22 protein-coding genes, 1 pseudogene and 1 other annotated feature are annotated in these 20,987 nt (G+C 38.4%); of the genes and pseudogenes, 21 read left to right on the top strand and 2 right to left on the bottom strand.

What is annotated here, in order from left to right; translation table 11 throughout:
* Positions 1-53: 53 nt before the first annotated feature.
* The 17 genes and pseudogenes from RCG20_RS06485 (at position 54) to RCG20_RS21750 (ending at position 13,956) form a co-directional block, all read left to right on the top strand.
* Positions 54-1,076: a rod shape-determining protein gene (locus tag RCG20_RS06485; protein ID WP_308183418.1), complete on the top strand. Its 1,023-nt coding sequence runs from the start codon at positions 54-56 to the stop codon at positions 1,074-1,076.
* 26 nt (positions 1,077-1,102) lie between these two features.
* Entirely contained in the window at positions 1,103-1,984 is an 882-nt protein-coding gene (gene mreC / locus RCG20_RS06480) for a rod shape-determining protein MreC (protein WP_308183417.1), read from the top strand.
* Positions 1,981-2,499: a rod shape-determining protein MreD gene (mreD, locus tag RCG20_RS06475; protein ID WP_308183416.1), complete on the top strand. Its 519-nt coding sequence runs from the start codon at positions 1,981-1,983 to the stop codon at positions 2,497-2,499. The genes mreC and mreD overlap by 4 nt, the downstream gene beginning before the upstream one ends.
* Before the next feature lie 282 nt (positions 2,500-2,781).
* Positions 2,782-3,461 (top strand): annotated as a pseudogene (gene minC, locus RCG20_RS06470) (septum site-determining protein MinC).
* A 1-nt stretch (position 3,462) separates the two neighbouring features.
* Positions 3,463-4,266: a septum site-determining protein MinD gene (gene minD / locus RCG20_RS06465; RefSeq protein WP_308183415.1), complete on the top strand. Its 804-nt coding sequence runs from the start codon at positions 3,463-3,465 to the stop codon at positions 4,264-4,266.
* 291 nt (positions 4,267-4,557) lie between these two features.
* Positions 4,558-5,343, top strand: a complete 786-nt coding sequence (locus tag RCG20_RS06460) for a peptidoglycan DD-metalloendopeptidase family protein (protein ID WP_308183414.1) — start codon at positions 4,558-4,560, stop codon at positions 5,341-5,343.
* A complete protein-coding gene (locus RCG20_RS06455) occupies positions 5,336-6,202 on the top strand; it encodes a M50 family metallopeptidase (protein ID WP_308183413.1) in 867 nt (288 codons plus the stop codon). Before RCG20_RS06460 ends, RCG20_RS06455 begins: the two co-directional genes overlap by 8 nt.
* 100 nt (positions 6,203-6,302) lie before the next feature.
* Complete coding sequence (locus RCG20_RS06450; protein WP_308183412.1) at positions 6,303-7,793, top strand: Rne/Rng family ribonuclease; 1,491 nt, start codon at positions 6,303-6,305, stop codon at positions 7,791-7,793.
* Between the two features lie 48 nt (positions 7,794-7,841).
* Positions 7,842-7,924: a sequence feature (ribosomal protein L21 leader region), on the top strand.
* Between the two features lie 13 nt (positions 7,925-7,937).
* Entirely contained in the window at positions 7,938-8,246 is a 309-nt protein-coding gene (rplU, locus tag RCG20_RS06445) for a 50S ribosomal protein L21 (RefSeq protein ID WP_308183411.1), read from the top strand.
* Positions 8,247-8,260: 14 nt separating this feature from the next.
* The gene (locus RCG20_RS06440; protein ID WP_308183410.1) at positions 8,261-8,602 is read left to right on the top strand and encodes a ribosomal-processing cysteine protease Prp; all 342 of its coding nucleotides are present in this window, start codon (positions 8,261-8,263) and stop codon (positions 8,600-8,602) included.
* Between the two features lie 3 nt (positions 8,603-8,605).
* Positions 8,606-8,896, top strand: coding sequence for a 50S ribosomal protein L27 (gene rpmA, locus RCG20_RS06435; RefSeq protein ID WP_308183409.1), 291 nt, complete (start codon positions 8,606-8,608; stop codon positions 8,894-8,896).
* Positions 8,897-9,089: 193 nt separating this feature from the next.
* Positions 9,090-9,629: a sporulation initiation phosphotransferase B gene (locus tag RCG20_RS06430; protein WP_308183408.1), complete on the top strand. Its 540-nt coding sequence runs from the start codon at positions 9,090-9,092 to the stop codon at positions 9,627-9,629.
* Positions 9,630-9,697: 68 nt separating this feature from the next.
* Positions 9,698-10,990 (top strand): GTPase ObgE, encoded by a 1,293-nt coding sequence (gene obgE, locus RCG20_RS06425; RefSeq protein ID WP_308183407.1) that lies wholly within the window; start codon positions 9,698-9,700, stop codon positions 10,988-10,990.
* Between the two features lie 138 nt (positions 10,991-11,128).
* Entirely contained in the window at positions 11,129-11,584 is a 456-nt protein-coding gene (locus RCG20_RS06420; RefSeq protein WP_308183406.1) for an ACT domain-containing protein, read from the top strand.
* A 277-nt stretch (positions 11,585-11,861) separates the two neighbouring features.
* Positions 11,862-12,719 (top strand): prephenate dehydratase, encoded by an 858-nt coding sequence (pheA, locus tag RCG20_RS06415; protein WP_308183405.1) that lies wholly within the window; start codon positions 11,862-11,864, stop codon positions 12,717-12,719.
* A 350-nt stretch (positions 12,720-13,069) separates the two neighbouring features.
* Positions 13,070-13,573, top strand: a complete 504-nt coding sequence (locus tag RCG20_RS21755; RefSeq protein ID WP_374120515.1) for a hypothetical protein — start codon at positions 13,070-13,072, stop codon at positions 13,571-13,573.
* Positions 13,552-13,956: a transposase gene (locus RCG20_RS21750; protein ID WP_374120514.1), complete on the top strand. Its 405-nt coding sequence runs from the start codon at positions 13,552-13,554 to the stop codon at positions 13,954-13,956. Before RCG20_RS21755 ends, RCG20_RS21750 begins: the two co-directional genes overlap by 22 nt.
* 250 nt (positions 13,957-14,206) lie before the next feature.
* On the opposite strand, the gene RCG20_RS06405 is transcribed toward RCG20_RS21750, so the two are convergent.
* Entirely contained in the window at positions 14,207-14,746 is a 540-nt protein-coding gene (locus tag RCG20_RS06405; protein WP_308183404.1) for a transcription repressor NadR, read from the bottom strand.
* Between the two features lie 259 nt (positions 14,747-15,005).
* Positions 15,006-15,317, bottom strand: coding sequence for an aminotransferase class V-fold PLP-dependent enzyme (locus RCG20_RS06400; RefSeq protein WP_308183403.1), 312 nt, complete (start codon positions 15,315-15,317; stop codon positions 15,006-15,008).
* Between the two features lie 183 nt (positions 15,318-15,500).
* On the opposite strand from RCG20_RS06400, the gene nadB reads away from it, so the two are divergent.
* From nadB to RCG20_RS06380, 4 genes are all read left to right on the top strand, one after another.
* The gene (nadB, locus tag RCG20_RS06395; RefSeq protein ID WP_308183402.1) at positions 15,501-17,081 is read left to right on the top strand and encodes an L-aspartate oxidase; all 1,581 of its coding nucleotides are present in this window, start codon (positions 15,501-15,503) and stop codon (positions 17,079-17,081) included.
* A complete protein-coding gene (nadC, locus tag RCG20_RS06390; RefSeq protein ID WP_308183401.1) occupies positions 17,050-17,895 on the top strand; it encodes a carboxylating nicotinate-nucleotide diphosphorylase in 846 nt (281 codons plus the stop codon). The genes nadB and nadC overlap by 32 nt, the downstream gene beginning before the upstream one ends.
* Before the next feature lie 240 nt (positions 17,896-18,135).
* A complete protein-coding gene (safA, locus tag RCG20_RS06385; RefSeq protein WP_308183400.1) occupies positions 18,136-19,875 on the top strand; it encodes a SafA/ExsA family spore coat assembly protein in 1,740 nt (579 codons plus the stop codon).
* Positions 19,865-20,854 (top strand): phosphotransferase, encoded by a 990-nt coding sequence (locus RCG20_RS06380; RefSeq protein ID WP_308183399.1) that lies wholly within the window; start codon positions 19,865-19,867, stop codon positions 20,852-20,854. Before safA ends, RCG20_RS06380 begins: the two co-directional genes overlap by 11 nt.
* The last annotated feature ends 133 nt before the right edge of the window (positions 20,855-20,987 follow it).

The following is a 20,987-nucleotide window of genomic DNA, read 5'->3' as shown; positions in this document are numbered from 1 at the left end:
AATAAACTTACCATCATTAAATTGCAATTCGTATCAGAAAGGGAGATACAACTATGTTTGGAATTGGTTCTAGAGATTTGGGTATTGACTTAGGAACTGCAAATACCCTTGTATTTGTAAAAGGAAAAGGGATCGTTCTAAGAGAGCCCTCAGTTGTTGCTATGCAAACAGACACAAAACAAATTGTTGCAGTTGGTAATGATGCAAAAAATATGATCGGACGAACTCCTGGAAATGTCGTTGCATTAAGACCAATGAAAGACGGAGTTATTGCAGATTATGAAACGACAGCCTCGATGATGAAGTATTATATTCGCGAAGCAGTAAAAGCAAAGGGCCTTTTCTCAGGAAAGCCATATGTAATGGTCTGCGTTCCATCGGGAATAACTGCTGTAGAAGAGAGAGCAGTTATCGATGCTACTCGGCAGGCGGGTGCAAGAGATGCGTACACGATTGAAGAGCCATTTGCCGCAGCAATAGGAGCAGATCTTCCTGTTTGGGAACCAACAGGTAGTATGGTAGTTGATATCGGTGGAGGAACAACCGAGGTCGCAATTATTTCTTTAGGCGGTATTGTTACAAGTCAATCGATTCGCGTTGCTGGCGATGAGATGGACGAATCGATTATTTCTTATATACGTAAAAATTATAATTTAATGATCGGTGAAAGAACTTCTGAAACCATCAAAGTAGAAATTGGTTCTGCTGGAGATCCAGAAGGAATCGACAATATGGAAATCCGGGGCCGTGATTTATTAACGGGATTACCAAAAACAATTGAAATTACAGCTAGCGAAATTGGAATCGCGTTAAAAGACACTGTTAATGCGATTGTCGAAGCGGTTAAAAATACGCTAGAGAAAACACCTCCAGAACTCGCCGCCGATATTATGGATCGCGGAATTGTGTTAACAGGTGGCGGAGCCTTGCTTCGTAATTTAGACAAGGTGATAAGTGAAGAAACAAATATGCCTGTATTGATTGCTGAAAATCCACTTGATTGTGTTGCGATTGGAACTGGTAAAGCATTAGACCATATTCAATTATTTAAAAACAAAGCGAAGGACTCAAGGTAGAGTCTAAAAAATAGAGGTGTATCATCATGCCACAATTCTTCTTGAATAAACGTCTGATTGTGTTGCTTGTCAGTATCATTATTCTCGTGGCATTGATTGGGTTTTCTTTGAGGGAGAGAAGTCAGCCATCCTGGCCGGAGCAATTTGTGAAAGATACGACCGGCTGGGTTCAATCCCTGGTATCAAAGCCTACCCAATATGTTGTGGGCTTTTTTGAGAATCTTCAGGACTTGCAAAATACATATCAAGAAAATAAACAATTAAAAACACGCGTTGAAAAACTAGTCAGCCTTGAGGCACAGGTTCAGCAATTGACAAAAGACAATAGTGAACTGCATGATCTATTAGGCGAAAAAAAGACCTTGATTGATTTTAAACCATTGCCTGCTACAGTAATCGGCAGAAATCCTGATCGTTGGCACGAAATTGTTATGATTGATAAAGGCAAAATAAATGGCATTAAACAAAATATGGCTGTTATGACAGCTAGTGGATTGATCGGAAAAGTGAAAAGTGTTAATCAATTTAGCTCGACCGTTCAATTACTTAGTGCAATGGATCCAAAAAACCGTATTTCAGCCTTTATCCAAGGCGATGCCAATGCGTTTGGTCTTGTTGAAGGTTATGATAAAGAGAAAAAACTATTATTAGTTAAAAGAATCCCCTATGATGCAAAAGTTAAAAAGGGGCAAACCGTAATAACTTCTGGTCTTGGTGGTGTTTTCCCACCGGGATTGTTAATCGGGAAAGTTGTTGAGGTTAAACCCGATCAATATGGATTAAATCAAACAGCGTACGTGGATCCAGGAGCTGACTTTTACGATATTGAAAAAGTACTCGTAATTAAGCGTACAGGTGTACAAGCAGATATGAGTGAAATAGGTAATCAAAAGGGGGGGGATTTGTGAGAAAATTCCTTCTTCCTTTAATTTTTCTGGGCCTATTTATTCTTGAAAGCCTATTTGTTCAATTTTTACCTGCTGCCTTTTTTAATAGTAAGAATGTCTTGGTCCCCCATTTTCTTATCGCTTCAATCCTTTTTCTGACGATTTATGGAGGCGAGAAGCATGGGATTGTCTACGGAATTATTTTTGGATTATTGTTTGACATTGTTTACACAGAAATTATCGGTATATACTTATTTCTCTTTCCTCTTGTAGCATACATTGTTTCAAAAATAATGAAGGTATTGCAAACCAATATTTTAATCGCCTCACTTGTTTCATTAATTGGTGTGGCATTAATCGAGATTGGTGTCTTTGAAATGGACAAATTAATTCATATAACGAATATCACATTTATGAATTTTTTAGATAGGCGTTTATTCTCTACATTGATATTAAATGCGATATATATCGTAATTGCTGCCTATCCTTTAAAACGGCAATTTGAAAAGTTTGCAGATAATTTGCGTGCTGATTAGGATAATAGCAATGTCCTTTAAAAAAGAGGAGTTTGCAGTTTTTTTGTCGAAATCTTTATAATGAAAAGAAGTACTTTTACAATAGACACTTCCGCTTTTCTTTTAATGTCATAATATATGGTTTTGAACTTTGAGAACTGTCTGGCGCAAGCAGTCTAGCCCCTCGAGGTCGTTTTGGCCCCTGTTATGAAGTCAAAGAACGACTTTAACTCCAGAAGGCCATAAACAGCTGTTGGGGCTGAACTAGGCGCTTGCGCTTTTCTAATGAGGTGGATACTCTTCATGAAAAAACAGCAAAACGTAATTATTAAAGGTACAAAAGATGGATTAACATTACATCTGGATGATAACTGTTCCTATCGTGAACTGAAAATAGAACTGGATGAGAAACTATCTTTAAATGATCGCGGCCATGAAGATAGGCCATTAATCCCAGTTAGACTTGAAACAGGTAATCGCTATTTAACTGAAGTTCAACGAGAAGAATTAAAAGACATCATTCGGAAAAAAAGAACCTTGTTGTTGATGAAATTGAATCGAATGTTATCACAAAGGTAGATGCTGAAAAAACAAGAAAAGAGAATGAAGTTGTAACAGTTACGAAAATTATACGGTCTGGACAAGTTTTAGAAGTGTTTGGTGATCTTCTGCTGATTGGTGATGTTAATCCTGGCGGGAGAGTCATGGCTGGTGGGAATATTTTTATCATGGGGACTTTAAGAGGAATTGCCCATGCGGGTTGCTTCGGGAATGACCAAGCTGTGATTGCCGCATCCAGCATGAAACCTTCCCAATTACTGATTAGTGATTGCTTAAATCGAGCACCTGATCATGTTTTGCATGAAGAAAAACATGAAATGGAGTGCGCCTACATAGATCATAACCACCAAATTGTAGTAGATAGATTACAAGGTTTAATACATCTAAGACCAAATCTTACTAGATTAGAAGGGGGACGGTAAAGTGGGAGAAGCAATTGTCATTACATCTGGTAAGGGCGGAGTTGGAAAAACAACTACGTCTGCTAATATTGGAACAGCATTGGCCCTTCAAGGAAAAAAGGTATGTTTAGTTGATACAGACATTGGTTTACGTAACTTAGATGTCGTTATGGGGCTTGAAAATAGAATTATTTATGATCTTGTTGATGTGGTGGAAGGCAGATGTAAAGTTCATCAAGCCTTAGTAAAGGATAAAAGGTTTGAAGACTTACTTTACTTGCTACCAGCTGCACAGACAACTGATAAATCAGCAGTGGCACCAGAGCAGATGAAAGTGTTGATTACTAGCCTGAAACAAGATTATGATTATATAATCATTGATTGTCCGGCAGGAATTGAGCAAGGCTTTAAAAATGCTATCGCAGGTGCAGATAGAGCTATTGTAGTGACAACTCCTGAAGTTTCAGCAGTTAGGGATGCAGATCGGATCATTGGACTTCTTGAAAAAGAGAAAGACATTGAACCGCCTAAATTAGTTATTAACCGTATACGCAATCATATGATGAAAAGTGGAGACCAGTTGGATGTAGATGAAATTACGACACATTTATCGATTGAATTAATTGGAATTGTAGCCGATGATGATGAAGTAATTAAGGCATCAAACCACGGGGAACCGATTGCACTGAATCCAAGCAATAAGGCATCACTCGCTTATCGCAATATTGCAAGAAGAATTCTTGGAGAATCTATCCCTCTTCAGCCTCTTGGAGAAAACGAAAAGGGAGTCTTCTCAAAATTAAAAAAATTTTTCGGTGCCAAATAAACATGGGTCTGATCCAAGGGAAATGAAAAGTTCCTTCTGGATAGACCCTTTTTTAGCTAATCAGAATTTATATCCATAAATTCTGCTAGCGCATAAGTGCAACTACGCCTCTGTCATCGCCCTTACGGGCTCGCCAATCGGCGAGTTTTCTTTATTTTCGACTATTTGTGGAATTGAATGAAGTCAAAAATCCAACAGAGATGTTTTGTCCAATTATCCTATCCTTTTAAGTCATACTCTTTTATGGTCACTCATAGACTTGTACAAAAAGCGGGAAAAGGATGGATGGGAATGGTGAGATCAAAATCGGATGAAATTCGCCGAAGGATTGCAAAAAGGAGAAAAAGCATAGATGGACCTGGAAAATACCAGAATCGCAGCCTGACAATGCCGGGTGATGATGAAAAGTATGGTTTTAACCAAATGATCTCCTACGAGGGTAGGAGAGAAGCTGAAGAAACACATCCATTATTTAAAAAAGAGGTCTTCTTTTTCAAAATACTGGCATCTATTTTCCTATTTCTCATAATTGCCATCTTATTTCGCAATCATAACGCACCGCTTGACTCAACAAGAAATATAGTGAAAAAAACAATGGATATGGAATTTCAATTTGCTACGGTTACAAATTGGTATGAAAATAAATTTGGGAAGCCATTAGCATTGCTTCCATTTACAGAAAAAAAACAGGAAATCGAAAAAACACCGGAACAGCAATATTCTGTACCAGCAACAGGTAGAGTTGTTGAGAATTTTGTAAAAAATGGGCAAGGTGTCATGATTGAAACGGGAAAAGGGGCCCAAGTGAAGGCAATGAATGAAGGGATTATTACATTTGCCGGAATTAAGGAAGGGCTTGGAAGAACGGTGATTATCCAGCATTCAGACAAAACGGAATCATGGTATGGAGATCTTGAAGAAATAAAAGTGAATGTATATCAGTACATTGAAAAAGGCAAGGAAGTTGGTACGGTTTCAACCTCTGGCGGTGAAGATAAAACAAAAGGGTCCTATTATTTTGCTATTAAAAAAGGGGATAATTTCATCGATCCCATCCAGGTGATACGTTTTGACTAAAGCCAAATATTTAATCCAGCATATTCAAATTCATCCATTATTGTGGATTGTCATCGCAATATCTATTGTGACTGCCCATTTTATGGAACTTTCCATATTGCTTGGAATTATTTTTATACATGAAATGGGGCATGCTGCAGCGGCATCCTTTTTTTCATGGAGGATAAAAAGGATTGTGCTTCTCCCCTTTGGGGGTGTGGCTGAAATGGATGAGCATGGGAATAGACCTTTAAAAGAAGAGGCAATCGTGGTCATTTCTGGTCCAATTCAGCATATCTGGATGGTAGCTGTTGCATTCCTTATATATTCAATGTCTTGGATTTCAAAAGACATGTACGATCTTTTTTTCCATTATAACTTGATGATCTTTGTCTTTAATCTATTCCCTATTTGGCCGCTAGATGGGGGAAAACTACTTTTTCTGTTGTTATCATTACAAAAACCATTTCCACAAGCACATCGATTGACGTTAATCATTTCTTTTATTTGTTTGAATCTTTTTTCTTTACTTATTTTCATTACAGCTCTTACCCAATTAAACTTATGGATTGTAATTGCCTTCTTATATTTTTCACTTTATTACGAATGGAAACAAAGACGGTATGTGTTTATTCGATTTTTATTAGAAAGATATTATGGAAAAAAAGAAGGGCTCTATTTTCTTAAACCGATAAAAGTGAATGAAGGTGAACTGATTATTCAGGTTTTAGAACGATTTCAACGGGGCTGCAAACATCCGATTGTTATTGAGGGCCAAGGAAATGAAAAAAAATCATTGGATGAGAATGAAATTTTGCATGCTTATTTTACTGAGAAGAGAATAACAGATAAGATAAGTGACCTTCTTTTCTCATACTAATACAGATTGCATTTCGGTACATCCTGATAAACAAGATGTTTAATCTATTGAGTTAAAAGGGGTATAATAATACCATCAAAAAAAAAGTGAGGCAGTAAGATTGAAAAAATTGATTGTGAATTATGCTTCAAGAGAAAAGCGATATGCCCTTATGATCAACAATCAAGTTGAGAAAATTGTGATTGATCGCCCAGAACATCAATCACTTGTAGGGAATATTTATTATGGGACTGTAACGAAGGTTTTACCTGGTATGAATGCTGTTTTTGTTGATATTGGTGAAGAAAAAAATGCTTATTTGCATCGTGACCTTCTTGCCAAATATGTATTGTCAAATGAGGATAATCAGGTAAAAGAAGCGAAAAGTATTACCAAGTTTGTTCATCAAGGAGAAAGAATTATTGTCCAAGTTAATAAGGATGCAACAGGAACAAAAGGCCCTAGGGTAACTGGAATTAACGAGATTCAAGGCAATTATCTTATCTATATGCCAAATGGTCGCTATGTGGCTGTGTCTAAAAAAATTGTTGAAGAGGGTAAAAAAACATCCCTTCGCCGTCTTGGAACCCGTATAAAGGGAGAGGTGGAAGGGATTATTTTTCGTACATCAAGTAATAATGCTTCTGAAGAAGAAATAAGCGAAGAATTTTTTCAATTAAGACAGCAATATGAAGAAATGATTCGAAAAGCAGATTCCCTAAAAAAGCCAGACTTGCTCTTTCAAAAAGAAACATTCGTTGAGATCCTCACTGAAACAATGGAAAGGATGACGAATGGGGAAGTTATTCTCGACGATCTTGGTTTAAAACAGAAGCTGGAGTCTCATGAATTGGTCAAAAAAGGTAATGTAAAGCTAACCTACTTTAGTCAAAAAGAAAATCTATTTTCAAGCCTCAGGGTAGAACATGAAATTGAAAAAGCATTAAAAAGAGTGGTCTGGCTGGAAAATGGATCCTACCTTATTTTTGATGAAGCAGAAGCTCTAACAATTATTGATGTTAATACTGGTAAGTTTTCTGGGAAAATTGATCTCCACGATACTGTATTAAAGACAAATCACCTTGCTTCCATAGAAATTGCACGGCAACTCCGTCTTCGCGATATTGGTGGTATGGTTCTCATTGATTTTATTGATATGAAACGTGATCAAGATCGAGTCAGTATTTTGGAAACGATGGAAAAGGAATTAAAAAGAGATGAAAAAAGAACGAAGGTTTTTGGTTTTACTCCGCTGGGAATTCTGCAGCTAACCAGGAAGAAAACAAGAGTTACTCTGTCAGAGGCCCTCCAGGTGAGATGCCCTGAATGTGCGGGCACGGGCCGAATTGATAGTGTAGAAACGGTTGCTTTTCGACTTGAAAGAGAGTTATTTGAGCACCGTCATTCAGAGTTTGAAGCGGTTTTGGTTGAAACGACAAAAGAGGTAAAAGAGGCATTTGAAGGACCAAACCAAATCTATCAAAACCATTTTGAGCAAGCAACACATTTAAAGGTATTCTTTTCCATAACTCCAAAGAACATACCTTATTATCATTTGAAACAATTTGGAGATGAAAGTGCGATAAGTTCAAAAAGGAATGGTTTCTATTGACATTAACGTTTGTATTATGGTAGGATTTTAATGTTATTGTTTGTAGCACCCGTGCTACAACCGCTCAGATCAGGTCATAAGTTTTTGCGTTTAGAGCAAAACGCCTGTGAATGGCGAGTCTGAGTTTATAAGGAGGTGCAGTTCATGTACGCAATTATCGAAACTGGCGGAAAGCAAGTAAAGGTAGAAGAAGGCCAAGCCATCTACATTGAAAAACTAAACGCAGAAGCAGGCGAAACAGTTACTTTTGATAAGGTTCTTTTCGTAGGCGGTGAAAACGTAAAAGTAGGAAGCCCATTAGTTCAAGGCGCTACTGTTACAGCTACTGTTGAAAAACAAGGCCGTCAAAAGAAAATCATCGTTTTCAAGTATAAAGCGAAGAAAAACAACCGTAAAAAGCAAGGTCATCGTCAGCCGTATACAAAAGTAGTTATCGGAAAAATCAACGCATAAGGTGTTGGTGATCGATGATAAGAATAACAATTAATCGTAAGAAAACCGGATTCATTCATTCATTTGTGTTTGAAGGTCATGCTGGTTTTGCCAATCATGGTGAAGATATCGTCTGTGCAGGGGCATCTGCTATTTCATTTGGTACTGTTAATTCAATTATCAAATTAACTGGTGTAAATCCCGACATCGATATGGGGGATTCAGGATTTCTTCGATGCGTGATTCCGGAAGAACTTTCGGATGACGTTCAAGAAAAGGTCCAGTTACTCCTCGAAGGAATGATCATTTCTTTGCAGACGATTGAACAGGATTACGGAAGACACATAAAAATTACCTTCAAAAAGTGGGAGGTGTAACATATGTTAAGATTAGATCTTCAGTTCTTCGCTTCTAAAAAGGGAGTAGGTTCTACAAGAAACGGACGTGACTCTCAGTCTAAGCGCCTTGGTGCTAAGCGTGCAGATGGTCAATTCGTTTCTGGTGGTTCAATTCTTTACCGTCAACGCGGTACAAAGATTTATCCAGGTGAAAACGTTGGCCGTGGTGGAGATGACACTCTATTCGCAAAAGTTGACGGTATCGTTAAATTCGAGCGCATGGGTCGTGACCACAAAAAAGTGAGCGTTTATCCAGTAGCTCAAGAAGCTTAAGCTACCGATTGAAAACTCTAACCCGACCGGTTAGGGTTTTTCTTTTTTTAAAGGTATGTTAAATATTTCTTCGAATCATGTGCTTCATTTCATACCTCTATAAATCATTTCATATAAATATGCTTACTCCAGAGTAATTATTTGTTATACTATCAGCAAACAGTTTCTAAGGCAATATTGTAGGAGTGCGGGTATGGAAAAAGAATGGAACATTATAGAAGTGCTTAGTCACACGCGGCATGACTGGCTTAATCGGCTCCAATTAATTAAAGGTAATTTGGATTTAAATCGAGTAGATCGGGCTAAAAGTATAATTGATGAAATTATTATTGAATCACAACAAGAATCGAAACTTACTAATTTACATATGCCTGTTTTTGCTTCGTTACTGCTTAGGTCAAATTGGGAAAATCACTTGTTTCAGCTTGAATATGAAGTGCTTGATAATACCCATTCACCTAAAATGAACGAGTTGCTGCTAACAAACTGGACAAGTTTATTTTTTGCCTGTTTGAATTCTGCAATTGATGCATTTCAAGAAAACCATTTATCGATTACAATTGACACGCAAATAGATGGCACTCGTTTCTTTTTTGATTTTAGCGGGATAATAAAGAAGAAAGAACGGATAGAACAATTCCTTGCCAAACCAAGTAAATTGGACTGGACAATAGTGGTGAAGGAATTCTCTGAACACGAACTCGCACTTGAAGTTTTTATTCCACAAACATAGTGTGGTTTAAAGGTTGCGATTCTCGTCCGTCATCAGTGATATAAGAAATGCAGACGGGAGGAATAAAAATGTTTGTCGATCAAGTGAAAATTTATGTAAAAGGCGGAGACGGAGGCAATGGAATGGTTGCTTTCCGCCGTGAAAAATTTGTACCAAATGGTGGGCCAGCTGGTGGAGATGGTGGAAAGGGCGCTAACGTTATCTTTGAAGTTAACGAGGGCTTAAGAACACTTATGGATTTCCGTTATCAGCATCATTTTAAGGCTCCTCGTGGCGAACACGGGATGTCTAAAAATCAGCATGGTAGAAATGCCAAAGATATGATTGTTAAGGTACCACCGGGAACAGTTATTGTTGACGATAAGACTAAGGAAGTCATTGCCGATTTAGTTGAACATGAACAGCGTGCCATTATTGCAAAAGGGGGCCGTGGAGGCCGAGGCAACTCTAGATTTGCAACGCCTACCAATCCGGCACCAGAGCTCTCAGAAAATGGGGAGCCAGGACAAGAGCGTGAAGTTACTCTGGAATTAAAGCTACTAGCTGATGTTGGTCTTGTCGGTTTTCCAAGTGTAGGAAAATCAACATTGTTATCAGTCGTCTCTTCAGCAAGGCCGAAGATTGCTGAGTACCATTTCACTACCATTGTTCCAAACCTTGGGATGGTTGAAACTGAGGATGGCAGGAGCTTTGTTATGGCAGATTTGCCAGGGTTAATTGAAGGGGCTCATGCTGGAGTAGGGCTTGGCCATCAATTTTTAAGGCATATTGAGCGCACGAGGGTTATTGTTCATGTTATTGATATGGCTGCAACAGAAAATAGACAGCCCTACGATGATTTTGTTACCATTAATAATGAATTGAAGGAATATAATTTGCGCTTAACTGAGCGTCCACAGATTATTGTTGCAAACAAAATGGACATGCCGGGAGCAGAAGAGAATTTGCAGAAGTTTAAAGAACAATTGCCAAGTGATTATTCAATATATCCGATTTCTGCAATAACTAGAAATGGGCTTAGAGACCTTTTATATGCAATTGCCGATAAGCTTGAAGATGCTCCAGAGTTCCCTCTTGAGGAAGAGGTAGAAGAGGTTACTGGTTTACATCGTGTTATTTACAAACATGAAGCAGAACCTGAAGCTTTCACTATTACAAGAATTTCTGATGGATCATTTGTTGTGAAAGGCGAAAAAGTGGAGAAGCTGTTTAAAATGACAGACTTTTCAAGAGAAGAATCTGTACGTCGTTTTTCTCGCCAGCTTCGTGGATTTGGAATTGACGATGCCTTAAGAGAAAAAGGTGCAAAAGACGGGGACATTGTGAGATTATTAGAATTTGAATTCGAATTTATTGAGTAGTCTCTCTCTAATGAAAAGAAGAAATTTTAGTGTTTAAACCTTGAGAAATCGTTTAGCGCAAGCCAAAGAAAATGAGTGGTGGCTTTTAGTCGTTAACCTTTTTCGGGGCTTGCGCTTTTCTTAATGAGGTGAAAAAAGATGAAGATAGATAAATTCGATAAAAAATTTTATTTAGTGCGTGAGGATGTATTACCTGAAGCGATGAAAAAGACGCTTGAGGTAAAGGAAATGATTGAAAGGGGAAAGGCGGAATCCGTCTGGGAAGCTGTACATCGTGTTGATTTAAGCAGAAGTGCTTATTATAAATACAGAGATACTGTTTTTCCCTTTTCAACAATTAAAAATGAACGTTTAATTTCGCTTTTTTTCTATCTTGAGGATCGTTCTGGCACACTTTCCCAACTCTTGAGAGTGGTTGCCTCTTCCGGATGCAATATTCTAACCATACACCAAACAATTCCTTTGCAAGGTAGGGCAAACGTGACGCTTTCATTAAACACATCAGATATCCAAATGGAAATAGAAGACTTGCTAAGTGATTTGCGCAAGCTTGAGTTTGTCGAAAAAGTTGAAGTGCTGGGAACAGGCGCATAATGAACAGTAGCATTGTTCATTATAATGGCTGCTCTCAGCCCTATTTTTTAGCTAATTAGAATTTATATCCATAAACTCTGCTAGCGCATAAGTGCAACTAGGCTATTGCCGGCGCCTTAAAGCTTGGCGCTAGCCAAGTTTTCTTTAGCTAATCAGAATTTATATCCATAAATTCTGCTAGCGCATAAGTGCAACTACGCCTCTGTCATCGCCTTAGGGGCTCGCCAATCGGCGAGTTTTCTATATATAGAAAATTGTTAAGAGAGTGGGGAAAGCCGTGAAAGTTGGATACTTAGGACCTAAGGCCACATTTACCGAATTAGCTGTAAATCAGTTTTTTTCAGGATTTAATTTAAAGCCATATCAAACCATTCCAGAGTGTATGGATGCAGTTGTGGACCAAGAAGTAGATTTTGCAGTGGTTCCCGTGGAAAATGCTTTAGAAGGATCTGTCAACATAACGCTTGATTATTTAACACATGTGGTTAATCTCTCAATTATTGCTGAAATTACTGCTCCAATCAGGCAACATTTTATGGTTCATCCAGAAAACAAGGAGAGTTGGAAGGATATTTCGAAAATCCATAGTCATTCCCATGCTCTTGCGCAGTGCCATAAATTTTTACATAGACATTTTAAAGGTATCCCATATGAAACTACAAATTCAACCGCAGCAGCTGCACTTCATGTGAAAAGTCATCCTGAACAAAAGACAGCGGCTATTGCAAATGAGTTAGCTGCAAAGGAATACGGCTTAGCAATCGTGGAAAGGGATATTCATGATTTTGATTTCAATCATACACGTTTTCTAGTACTATCAGATAAAAATAAAGATTTTATGTTTAAAGAGGATGGGTTTAAGGGTTATAAAACGACCGTTATGGTAACCCTCCCCGCTGACCATGCGGGTGCACTTCATCAAGTATTGTCTGCATTTGCTTGGAGAAAAATCAACCTTTCTAAAATTGAATCTAGACCCATGAAAACTGGAATTGGAAATTATTTTTTCATTATTGATATCGACATGAAGCTTGACGATGTTCTTATCCCAGCAGCTATTTTAGAATTGGAAGCACTTGGTTGTCATGTGAAAGTACTTGGGAGTTATTCTTCCTTTATTATTGATATCGACTAAATAGAAAAAGGAACTTTAAGGTCCTCAGGCTGTCGAAAAACCCTTCGGCAGCTTATTATTTCGCACAGATTCTTTAACAATTCACCGCGTTAATTTGTTATAATGATATTAGTATATTAGCTTTGTAACTGGTCTGTTGATTTCCGCTCCAGGCGCTCGCTTTCCGCGGGCGTGCAGGGGAGCTTCCTCAGCGCTGAAGCGCTTGCGGGATCTCCCCTGCCCCGTACTCCCGCAGGAGTCGAGCGCCTTCCACTCCAATCAACAGAGTGTCTTTCAATAAAGAACTTACGTTTTACTAATAAATAAATTTAAAGGCAAATGCAAATAAAAACAAGTTTACGAGACAAGAAGTGGAAGTAGATACTCGAGAATATTTTGATGACTTAAACAAGGCGATTGAAGAAGATAGACTTAAACACGGAAAAAAGCCATTAAAAGAAAAGGACGAAGTAAAAGAAACTAAGGAAATTCGTGTAAGTACTACTGACCCAGAATGTGGTTTTATGTCCCGTGAAAATAAACAAGAAATGTTCTGTTATCTTGACCACCGAACTACGGATATAAAGTTAAATATAATTACTGACGTTTATGTTACACTTGGCAATGTTCATGATTTTGTTCCCTATCTTAGTAGGTTGGACCGTCAGGCCCAACGATTTGGATTTAAGGTGGAAGCTGTAGCATTAGATTCAGGGTATCTTACAAATCCCATTTGCAAAGGACTTTCTGATCGGAAAATTTTTGGAGTCATTGCCCATAGAAGATACCATCCTACTACTGGTTTATTCCCCAAATGGAAATTTACATACGATAAAGATCGTGACCTGTACATATGCCCCAAAACAAAGAATTAACATACAAAACTACAACCCGTGAGGGATATAGGGAATACAAATCTGATTCGAAGAAGTGTACGAACTGCCCATTTTTATCCCAATGTACACGCTCAAAAAATAAAGTGAAAGTTGTAACACGACATGTTTGGGAGGAGCACAAAGAAAAGGTAAGGTTAAATCGCTTATCTAAATCTGGAAAAATACTTTATAAATTTAGAAAGGAAAAAATTGAGCGAAGCTTCGCAGACTCAGGAAGAGCTGCATGGGCTTCGCTATTGCCGGTTACGGGATTGAAGAATACATCCGAGCAGGCTCTCCTTACTGCCGCATGCCAAAATATAAAAAAGATTGTAACACATTTAGCTAAATTGGAAAAAGTGTGTTGCAATACTTTAAGTTGATTTACCCCCTCCTGTTGATTGGAGCGGAGGGCACTCGACTCCTGCGGGATATAGAGGTCACTGGAGACCCCGCAGGCGGTAACGCCGAGGAGGCTTCAGGACCTCCCCGCGGAAAGCGAGTGCCTGGAGCGGAAATCAACAGGCCCATTTGCAGGGAGCTTTGATAAATTTGGCATTCGGATTCTGAGAAAATAAAAATTGCCGAGAAAAATACCCCTTTCTCGACAATCTGAGGACTTTTAAGGTCCTTTTATGCTTCAATTAGGAAGCCTGCGATTTTAAGTTCTTCCTCAGCTTTATCCAAGAGTTTTTCGCTTGAAGAAGAAATAGTGTGAAGATGAATTCCTGATGTTAATTCAGATAAAAATGATGCCTTTGTGCTTTTGACCTTTTCCATGAATTGTTTTACTTCTTGCCGATTTGAGACCATGATGGAGGCGATTAAATCCCCATAGACGGGATGCTCGATTCGTACATCTTTAACTGTCACGCCGTGATCCACAAGTAAATTTAATTCCTTTTCTGCATCCTCAGGTGTATGGCGGCATGCGATCGTCCGCTCATAGGAAGGGGTTGCACCTGTATGATTCAAATAAATGTACCCTTGGCTTGTTGCCATGATTGGTTCATTCTTCGCTTTTAATAGGGTAATATCGCCAACAATCACTTGTCGGCTAACATTTGTCTTAGCTGCAAGTTCACTGCCAGTAATAGGTGAGCTTGTCTCTTTTAGCATTTGTAAAAGCCAAGACCTTCTTTCCTCTCCCAATAATTTCTTTTGGTCCGTCATATTTAACACTCCTATATTTTTGTTTAGTTAATTAGTTTGATGCTGTTTTGAATTTTTTTAGCTAAGCAGAATTTATATTTATAAATTCCGCTAGCGCATAAGTGCAACTACGCCTCTGTCATCGCCCTGAAGGGCTCGCCAATCGGCGAGTTTTCTTTACTATATTTACAATACTTTGGCCAAGCTTCTGTACATCTTCTATTTTAGCTGATTGGCCAAAAGAAATACGAATAAACTCTTTTGCATCTTTTCCTGCTAATCAGAATGCTTCCATAGCTTTTGAAGGAGATTTCATTCCAACCTGACAGGCACTACCTGTAGAAATCGCAAAACCTGCACGATTACACTCGAGCATAAGCCATTGGCCTTCAATACCCTCAATACTAAGTCCTATTATACTAGGAAGTTGCGAATTTTCTCGTGCCTGATATATCTTAACATAACCTATTATTGAATTTAATTCATTTAATAATGTTTCACGCATCAATTGAAATTGAGCAAAGTCATGTTGGATCTGGTTATGAATCCTTTGTGCTGCAACTGTCATTGCTGCGATAGCTGGTACATTCATGGTACCTGGTCTTAGTCCTTTTTCGTGGGAAGTTTCTGGAAAAAATGGTTTCCAAGAAACACTAGGATTGATGTAAACTCCTCCAACCCATTTTGGACCATAAATTAAAAAGAAAAAAACTTGTATTTAGTTTAAATCTATGTAAATATATATGTCAAGACACCTGTCAATGGAGGTTCAACAGTGGAACTAGATGATGTTCTAATTATTGGTAGTGGAGTCGCTGCTTTACAACTGGCAGCTTGTTTAAATAGGGATAAAAATGTGAGGATTCTCACAAAGTCGACAGTAACAGAAGCTAATTCTTACTTAGCACAAGGTGGTATTGCTGCAGCAATCGGCATTCATGACGATCCGTCTAAACATTTTTCAGATACGCTTGAGGCAGGTAGGTTTCACAATGACAATGAATCTGTTCGGCAAATAGTAAATGAAGCCCCCTTTCTAATCAATGATATTTCAATGAAAGGAAATATTTTTGATAAAGACCAAGGTGGGGATTTCCTTCTTGGAATGGAAGGTGCTCACAGTGAAAAGAGAATTGTTCATAGTGGTGGGGATGCAACAGGAAAAAACGTAATAGAATTATTGATTAGTAAATTAACAGAAAATGTAAAAATAGAAGAAAATGTGTTTGTATACGAATTGCTTTTAAATCGTGAGCAGAATCGTTGTATAGGTGTTAAAGCAAAACATCAAGATGGAACAATTCAATTATTCTATGGAAAGTATGTAATCCTTGCTACTGGAGGCTGTGGCCAACTCTATAGTTTTACTTCGAGCGCAGAAACTGTTACTGGTGATGGGATTGCAATGGCTTATCTAGCTGGTGCAGAAATTGTGGATATGGAATTTATTCAATTCCACCCAACCTTGTTATATATAGATGGAGAAACGAGGGGCCTAATTTCAGAAGCAGTAAGAGGTGAAGGAGCGATCCTTGTAACTAGTGATGGAACGCCAATAATGGATGGAGTTCATCCTTTTAAAGATCTTGCACCAAGACATATTGTTTCACAAACAATCTTTGACTATTTACAAAATGGACACGAAATCTTCCTAGATATTAAAGCCGTTAAAAATTTTGAAAAGAGATTTCCGTCGATTACCGCTATTTGCCGAGAAAATGGGCTTAATGTATCAGAGGGAAAAATTCCAGTTGCCCCTGGCAGTCATTTTTTAATGGGTGGAATCAGAACTGATTTAGTAGGCCGTACCTCAATAAATGGGCTTTTTGCCATTGGGGAGACGGCGTGTACAGGTCTTCATGGTGCCAATCGCTTAGCAAGTAATTCCTTATTAGAAGGGCTGTATCAGGGGAAAAAACTTTCTGAATTGATTAATTTAAGCTCTGATAAACCACTGTTTCCAGAATGGCCTTTCTCCATTAAGCAGATCCCTGAAAGAAAGGCATTTCTTCCAGATATAAATGTAATTCAGGATTTGATGATGAAAAGAGTTGGCATTGTTCGTTCTAAAATGCTACTAGAAAAGCAGAGAAATTGGTTAAATCAATTTACTATTCCTGAAGTAAATGAATTAGATTCATATTCTACTCAAGATATTACAACTATTTTCATGTGCCTCATTGCTCACCTAATAACAGAATCTGCAATAGGTCGAACAGAAAGCCGAGGAGGCCACTTTAGGAGTGATTATCCTTATGAAGATAATGAGAATTGGTGTAAGAAAATAATTATTCATAAGCAAAAAAGGGAAGTGGCAAACGAAAATGAACTCATTGAAGCTACGCTTACTACTTGAACAATTTTTTATTGAAGATATTGGGGAGCAAGATATAACGACAGATTTGCTCTTTTCAGATCATACAAAAGGAAAAATCGTCTTTTTAGCCAAAGAAGAGGGTATTTTTTGTGGGGAAGAAGTTATCAACACTGGATTTATTCTTTTAAATTCAAAAGTAGATGTACAACTGTTTATCAAAGATGGGGATTCAATAAAAGTCGGACAGAAGCTTGCAACTGCATCTGGGGAAATAACCGATCTTTTAAAGGGCGAAAGAGTAATCCTAAATCTTGTTCAGCGTATGAGTGGAATTGCAACATTAACACAAAAGGCAGTCCAAACCCTAAATAGTTCATTTACAAGAATATGTGATACAAGAAAAACTACACCAGGGCTACGAATGCTTGAAAAATATGCGGTCAGATGTGGTGGCGGATATAATCATCGCTATGGTTTATATGATGGGGTCATGATTAAGGATAATCATATTTCTTTTGCAGGCGGGGTAAAAAGAGCAGTTGAATTAGTGCGGAAAAGTGTTGGGCATATGGTGAAAATTGAAGTGGAAACTGAGTCGAGGGAACAAGTAATTGAAGCGGTAAACGCTGGTGCAGATGTCATCATGTTCGATAATCGCACCCCTGATGAAATCAAGGAATTAATTAAATTGGTTCCAAATCAAATTATTACTGAAGCTTCCGGGGGGATTCAATTGAATAATTTAGCATCGTTTCGCGATACAGGAGTTCAGTATATTTCCCTTGGTTTTTTAACACATTCATACAAAGCACTTGATATTAGCGTAAAGGTATTGATTGACAAAGGAGAGTAGTAACCTTGAGTATTTTAGCGGCATTGCAAAAAAACAGGATGATCCCTGAAAAATACAAGGAAATGCTTAAAACCAGAAGAATGGATGCGAAATTTTAACTTGCATCCATTCTTTTTATTTTTTCAAAGGAGTAAGAATCATATTTTTTTTAAAAAATGCATAAGTTTTTGTGAAGATCATTAGCACTTTGCCCATAATCACATACAATGTATGGACTTATGCCATAGGAGGGAAATCAGAGTGAAGATCCATATCGTACAGAAGGGGGATACTCTTTGGAAAATCGCCAAGAAGTACGGCGTGAATTTTGAAGAGCTGAAAAAAATGAATTCACAGCTCAGTAACCCTGATATGATTATGCCCGGTATGAAAATAAAGGTTCCAACTACAGGTGGAATGATAAAGAAAGAAGCACCTATTGCAGGGACAACACCGGTAGCTCCAATTCATCAAGGGTTTAAAAAGGAAATGCCGATACTCGAGCATCCGTTTGCCAAAGAGCAGCCAAAACCGTTACCAATCGTTGAAGCACCAAAGAAGGAAATGCCAATTATTAAAGAGGCTCCAATTATTAAAGAAGCACCGAAAGTACCGTATATACCCAAAATGCCACTACCAGTGATCCCAGAAATTGATATCAACAACTATTATATGATGAACATGGCTAATTTGAATGTTCAACAACCACAACCACAACCGCCGCCATTACCGCAACCATTGCCACAGCCACAGCCGTTGCCACAACTTCCGCCAAAACCAGTAATACTTCCAGAGGTAAAAGAGGTACCGAAGCAAGAGGTACCAGTGGAAGAATGTTTGCCGATTGGAGTTGAACAACCAATGTGCCTAGATAATTGTGTTCCAATGTCACCAGTAATGCCTGGACCAGGATGTATTTATCCAATGGGTGGATACCCAGTACAGCCTTATTTACCATATCAGCAGGCTCCAATTCCAGCTGTGCCGATGACACCAAGTATGATGCCAACAGCTTCTGGAGTTGCTCCAGCTGTTGCAGGGGCATCCTATATGGCACCACAATTTGATGACGAGTCATCATCCTTTATGCCACAAATGCCAATGAACCCAATGATGGGGACACAGGCAATTCAAACGCCATATATGCAGCAAGGTATAGCACCAACAGCACAAATGCCTACAAGTTATCAGCAAATGCCAGCAGGCTACCCAGGAGGAGTAAATCCAGAGTATGGAGAAATGCCAGCAGGCTACCCAACAGGAGTAAATCCAGGGTATGGGCAAATGCCAGCAGGCTACCCAACAGGAGTAAATCCAGGGTATGGGCAAATGCCAGCAGGCTACCCAACAGGAGTAAATCCGGGGTATGGAGAAGTGCCAGCAGGCTACCCAACAGGAGCAAATCCGGGGTATGGAGAAGTGCCAGCAGGCTACCCAGGAGGAGTAAATCCAGGATATGGAGAAATGCCAGCAGGCTACCAAGCAGGTCAAAATCCTGGATACACAGGGATACCAGCAGGCATGTATCCTGGTTATCAGGGAATGCCTACAGGTGCCTACCCGGGTTATACACCAAGTCCTTACTATCCCGGCGGGTATGGTCAGTCACCAACTGTACCAGGACCTGGATATGTAAATCCTGCAATGGTATCTCCGTATGGTGGTCAAATGCCTTACGGATATCCACAAGCAGGATCTTTTCCTCAGGGAATGAGCTCTGAATATGAATCGCCTTCCATGTCAATGCCGCAAATGGGAGTACAGTCATATCCTGCTCAAAGTCAAATGCCTGTAGGAACTGGAGCATTAGGAGATTGCGGTTGCGGTGCACCATCTGCAGCACAAAACTTTGTACCTACAACTCCACCCATTTATTCAGCACCATATTCAGCTCCAATAAATGTGGCCCAACCTCCTTATATGAACCCATATGGAATGGGACCAATGGGTGCAAACTCTTACTCCATGCCACGCTATGATGATGAGAGCAATGACTATTAAAAAAAGAGGAGGAGATGATTATTTCAATCGTCTCCTTTCCCATTTAAACCAGCAATTTAAAGAAAAAATTGTTAAAATGGTGACCATTAGAGATGCAGTTTTCTTAGTTAAAACTACGAAAAAAACGTATATTATTAAGGGATATTCCTCAAATCGTAAGCTTAAACTGCAAGAGGTATTCACAGCAACACTCCGTAACGAAGGTTTTACAAAATCATATATATATTTGCAAGATCTATTTAAAGAACCACTTTTTTTTGAAGGAAAATATTTCGGTTGCATGGAATACATTAAGCCAAATGAGAATTCATTTTCGTATCGAACGTACAATAATCGGATGGAAGGACTTGATTTGTTAGAAGAATTTCATCAAATAACAGCAACGATTGCCCCAAGATATAAAACATTGCTTTCCTTAAGCAAAATTCAATCAAAATGGACAGAACGTTCAACTATTTTTTCTCGAAATATACCAATGCTACGATACTTTTTGCAAGATCCCTTCATTAATGAAATGTTGGAATGGGCAAATTGGTCACTAGACGGTATGAAAGAAACGGATGATTTTTTTCTGAAGAAACCACATGTCATTCTGCACGGGGATGTTGCTCATCATAATTTTTTAAGGGACTCCAAAGGAAATTTAAACTTAATTGATTATGATTTAATCAGTATTGGTCCTGAATGTATAGATATTTTACAATATGCCAATCGAATCCTCCCATTTGTTGATTGGTCATATGAATATCTTTCAAAACATAAACAAATTCAAAAATATTTGAATGAAGAAGCGTTTTTGTATGCATTAGCCTTTCCTGCCGATATTTTTCGAGAATGGAATCGACTGATCCGAGAAAATACAAACACTGATTCTTATAAATATAAACAGGTAATCGAATTAACTCTTGATCAGTTTTATTTGAGAAGGCAATTTGTGAAAAAGCTAAAGGATAAAATAAGCAAACTAAAACAACATTAACTTCCTGGCCTACTCTGTTTTTAATGGATTTATGTTAAAAAATAACATTACAAAAAGAACCAATAATAAAAATAAAAAATTGGTATTTACCAAAATACATGGCGAATGCCAATTTTTTCAAAACAGAATGAAA

The organism is Neobacillus sp. PS3-40, from assembly GCF_030915485.1.
Classification (GTDB): Bacteria; Bacillota; Bacilli; order Bacillales; family Cytobacillaceae; genus JAUZPL01.
Note: the sequence above shows the minus strand (reverse complement) of the source record. Positions and strands in the feature narration are given on the sequence as shown.

What these genes read in the sequence shown, in the direction of transcription:
- RCG20_RS06485 (WP_308183418.1), top strand. Translation starts at nt 54, where the DNA reads ATGTTTGGAATTGGTTCTAGAGATTTGGGTATTGACTTAGGAACTGCA.
- mreC (WP_308183417.1), top strand. Translation starts at nt 1,103, where the DNA reads ATGCCACAATTCTTCTTGAATAAACGTCTGATTGTGTTGCTTGTCAGT.
- RCG20_RS06460 (WP_308183414.1), top strand. Translation starts at nt 4,558, where the DNA reads ATGGTGAGATCAAAATCGGATGAAATTCGCCGAAGGATTGCAAAAAGG.
- rplU (WP_308183411.1), top strand. Translation starts at nt 7,938, where the DNA reads ATGTACGCAATTATCGAAACTGGCGGAAAGCAAGTAAAGGTAGAAGAA.
- RCG20_RS06440 (WP_308183410.1), top strand. Translation starts at nt 8,261, where the DNA reads ATGATAAGAATAACAATTAATCGTAAGAAAACCGGATTCATTCATTCA.
- rpmA (WP_308183409.1), top strand. Translation starts at nt 8,606, where the DNA reads ATGTTAAGATTAGATCTTCAGTTCTTCGCTTCTAAAAAGGGAGTAGGT.
- RCG20_RS06430 (WP_308183408.1), top strand. Translation starts at nt 9,090, where the DNA reads ATGGAAAAAGAATGGAACATTATAGAAGTGCTTAGTCACACGCGGCAT.
- obgE (WP_308183407.1), top strand. Translation starts at nt 9,698, where the DNA reads ATGTTTGTCGATCAAGTGAAAATTTATGTAAAAGGCGGAGACGGAGGC.
- RCG20_RS06420 (WP_308183406.1), top strand. Translation starts at nt 11,129, where the DNA reads ATGAAGATAGATAAATTCGATAAAAAATTTTATTTAGTGCGTGAGGAT.
- RCG20_RS21750 (WP_374120514.1), top strand. Translation starts at nt 13,552, where the DNA reads ATGCCCCAAAACAAAGAATTAACATACAAAACTACAACCCGTGAGGGA.
- RCG20_RS06405 (WP_308183404.1), bottom strand. Translation starts at nt 14,746, where the DNA reads ATGACGGACCAAAAGAAATTATTGGGAGAGGAAAGAAGGTCTTGGCTT.
- RCG20_RS06400 (WP_308183403.1), bottom strand. Translation starts at nt 15,317, where the DNA reads ATGAATGTACCAGCTATCGCAGCAATGACAGTTGCAGCACAAAGGATT.
- nadC (WP_308183401.1), top strand. Translation starts at nt 17,050, where the DNA reads ATGAACTCATTGAAGCTACGCTTACTACTTGAACAATTTTTTATTGAA.
- RCG20_RS06380 (WP_308183399.1), top strand. Translation starts at nt 19,865, where the DNA reads ATGACTATTAAAAAAAGAGGAGGAGATGATTATTTCAATCGTCTCCTT.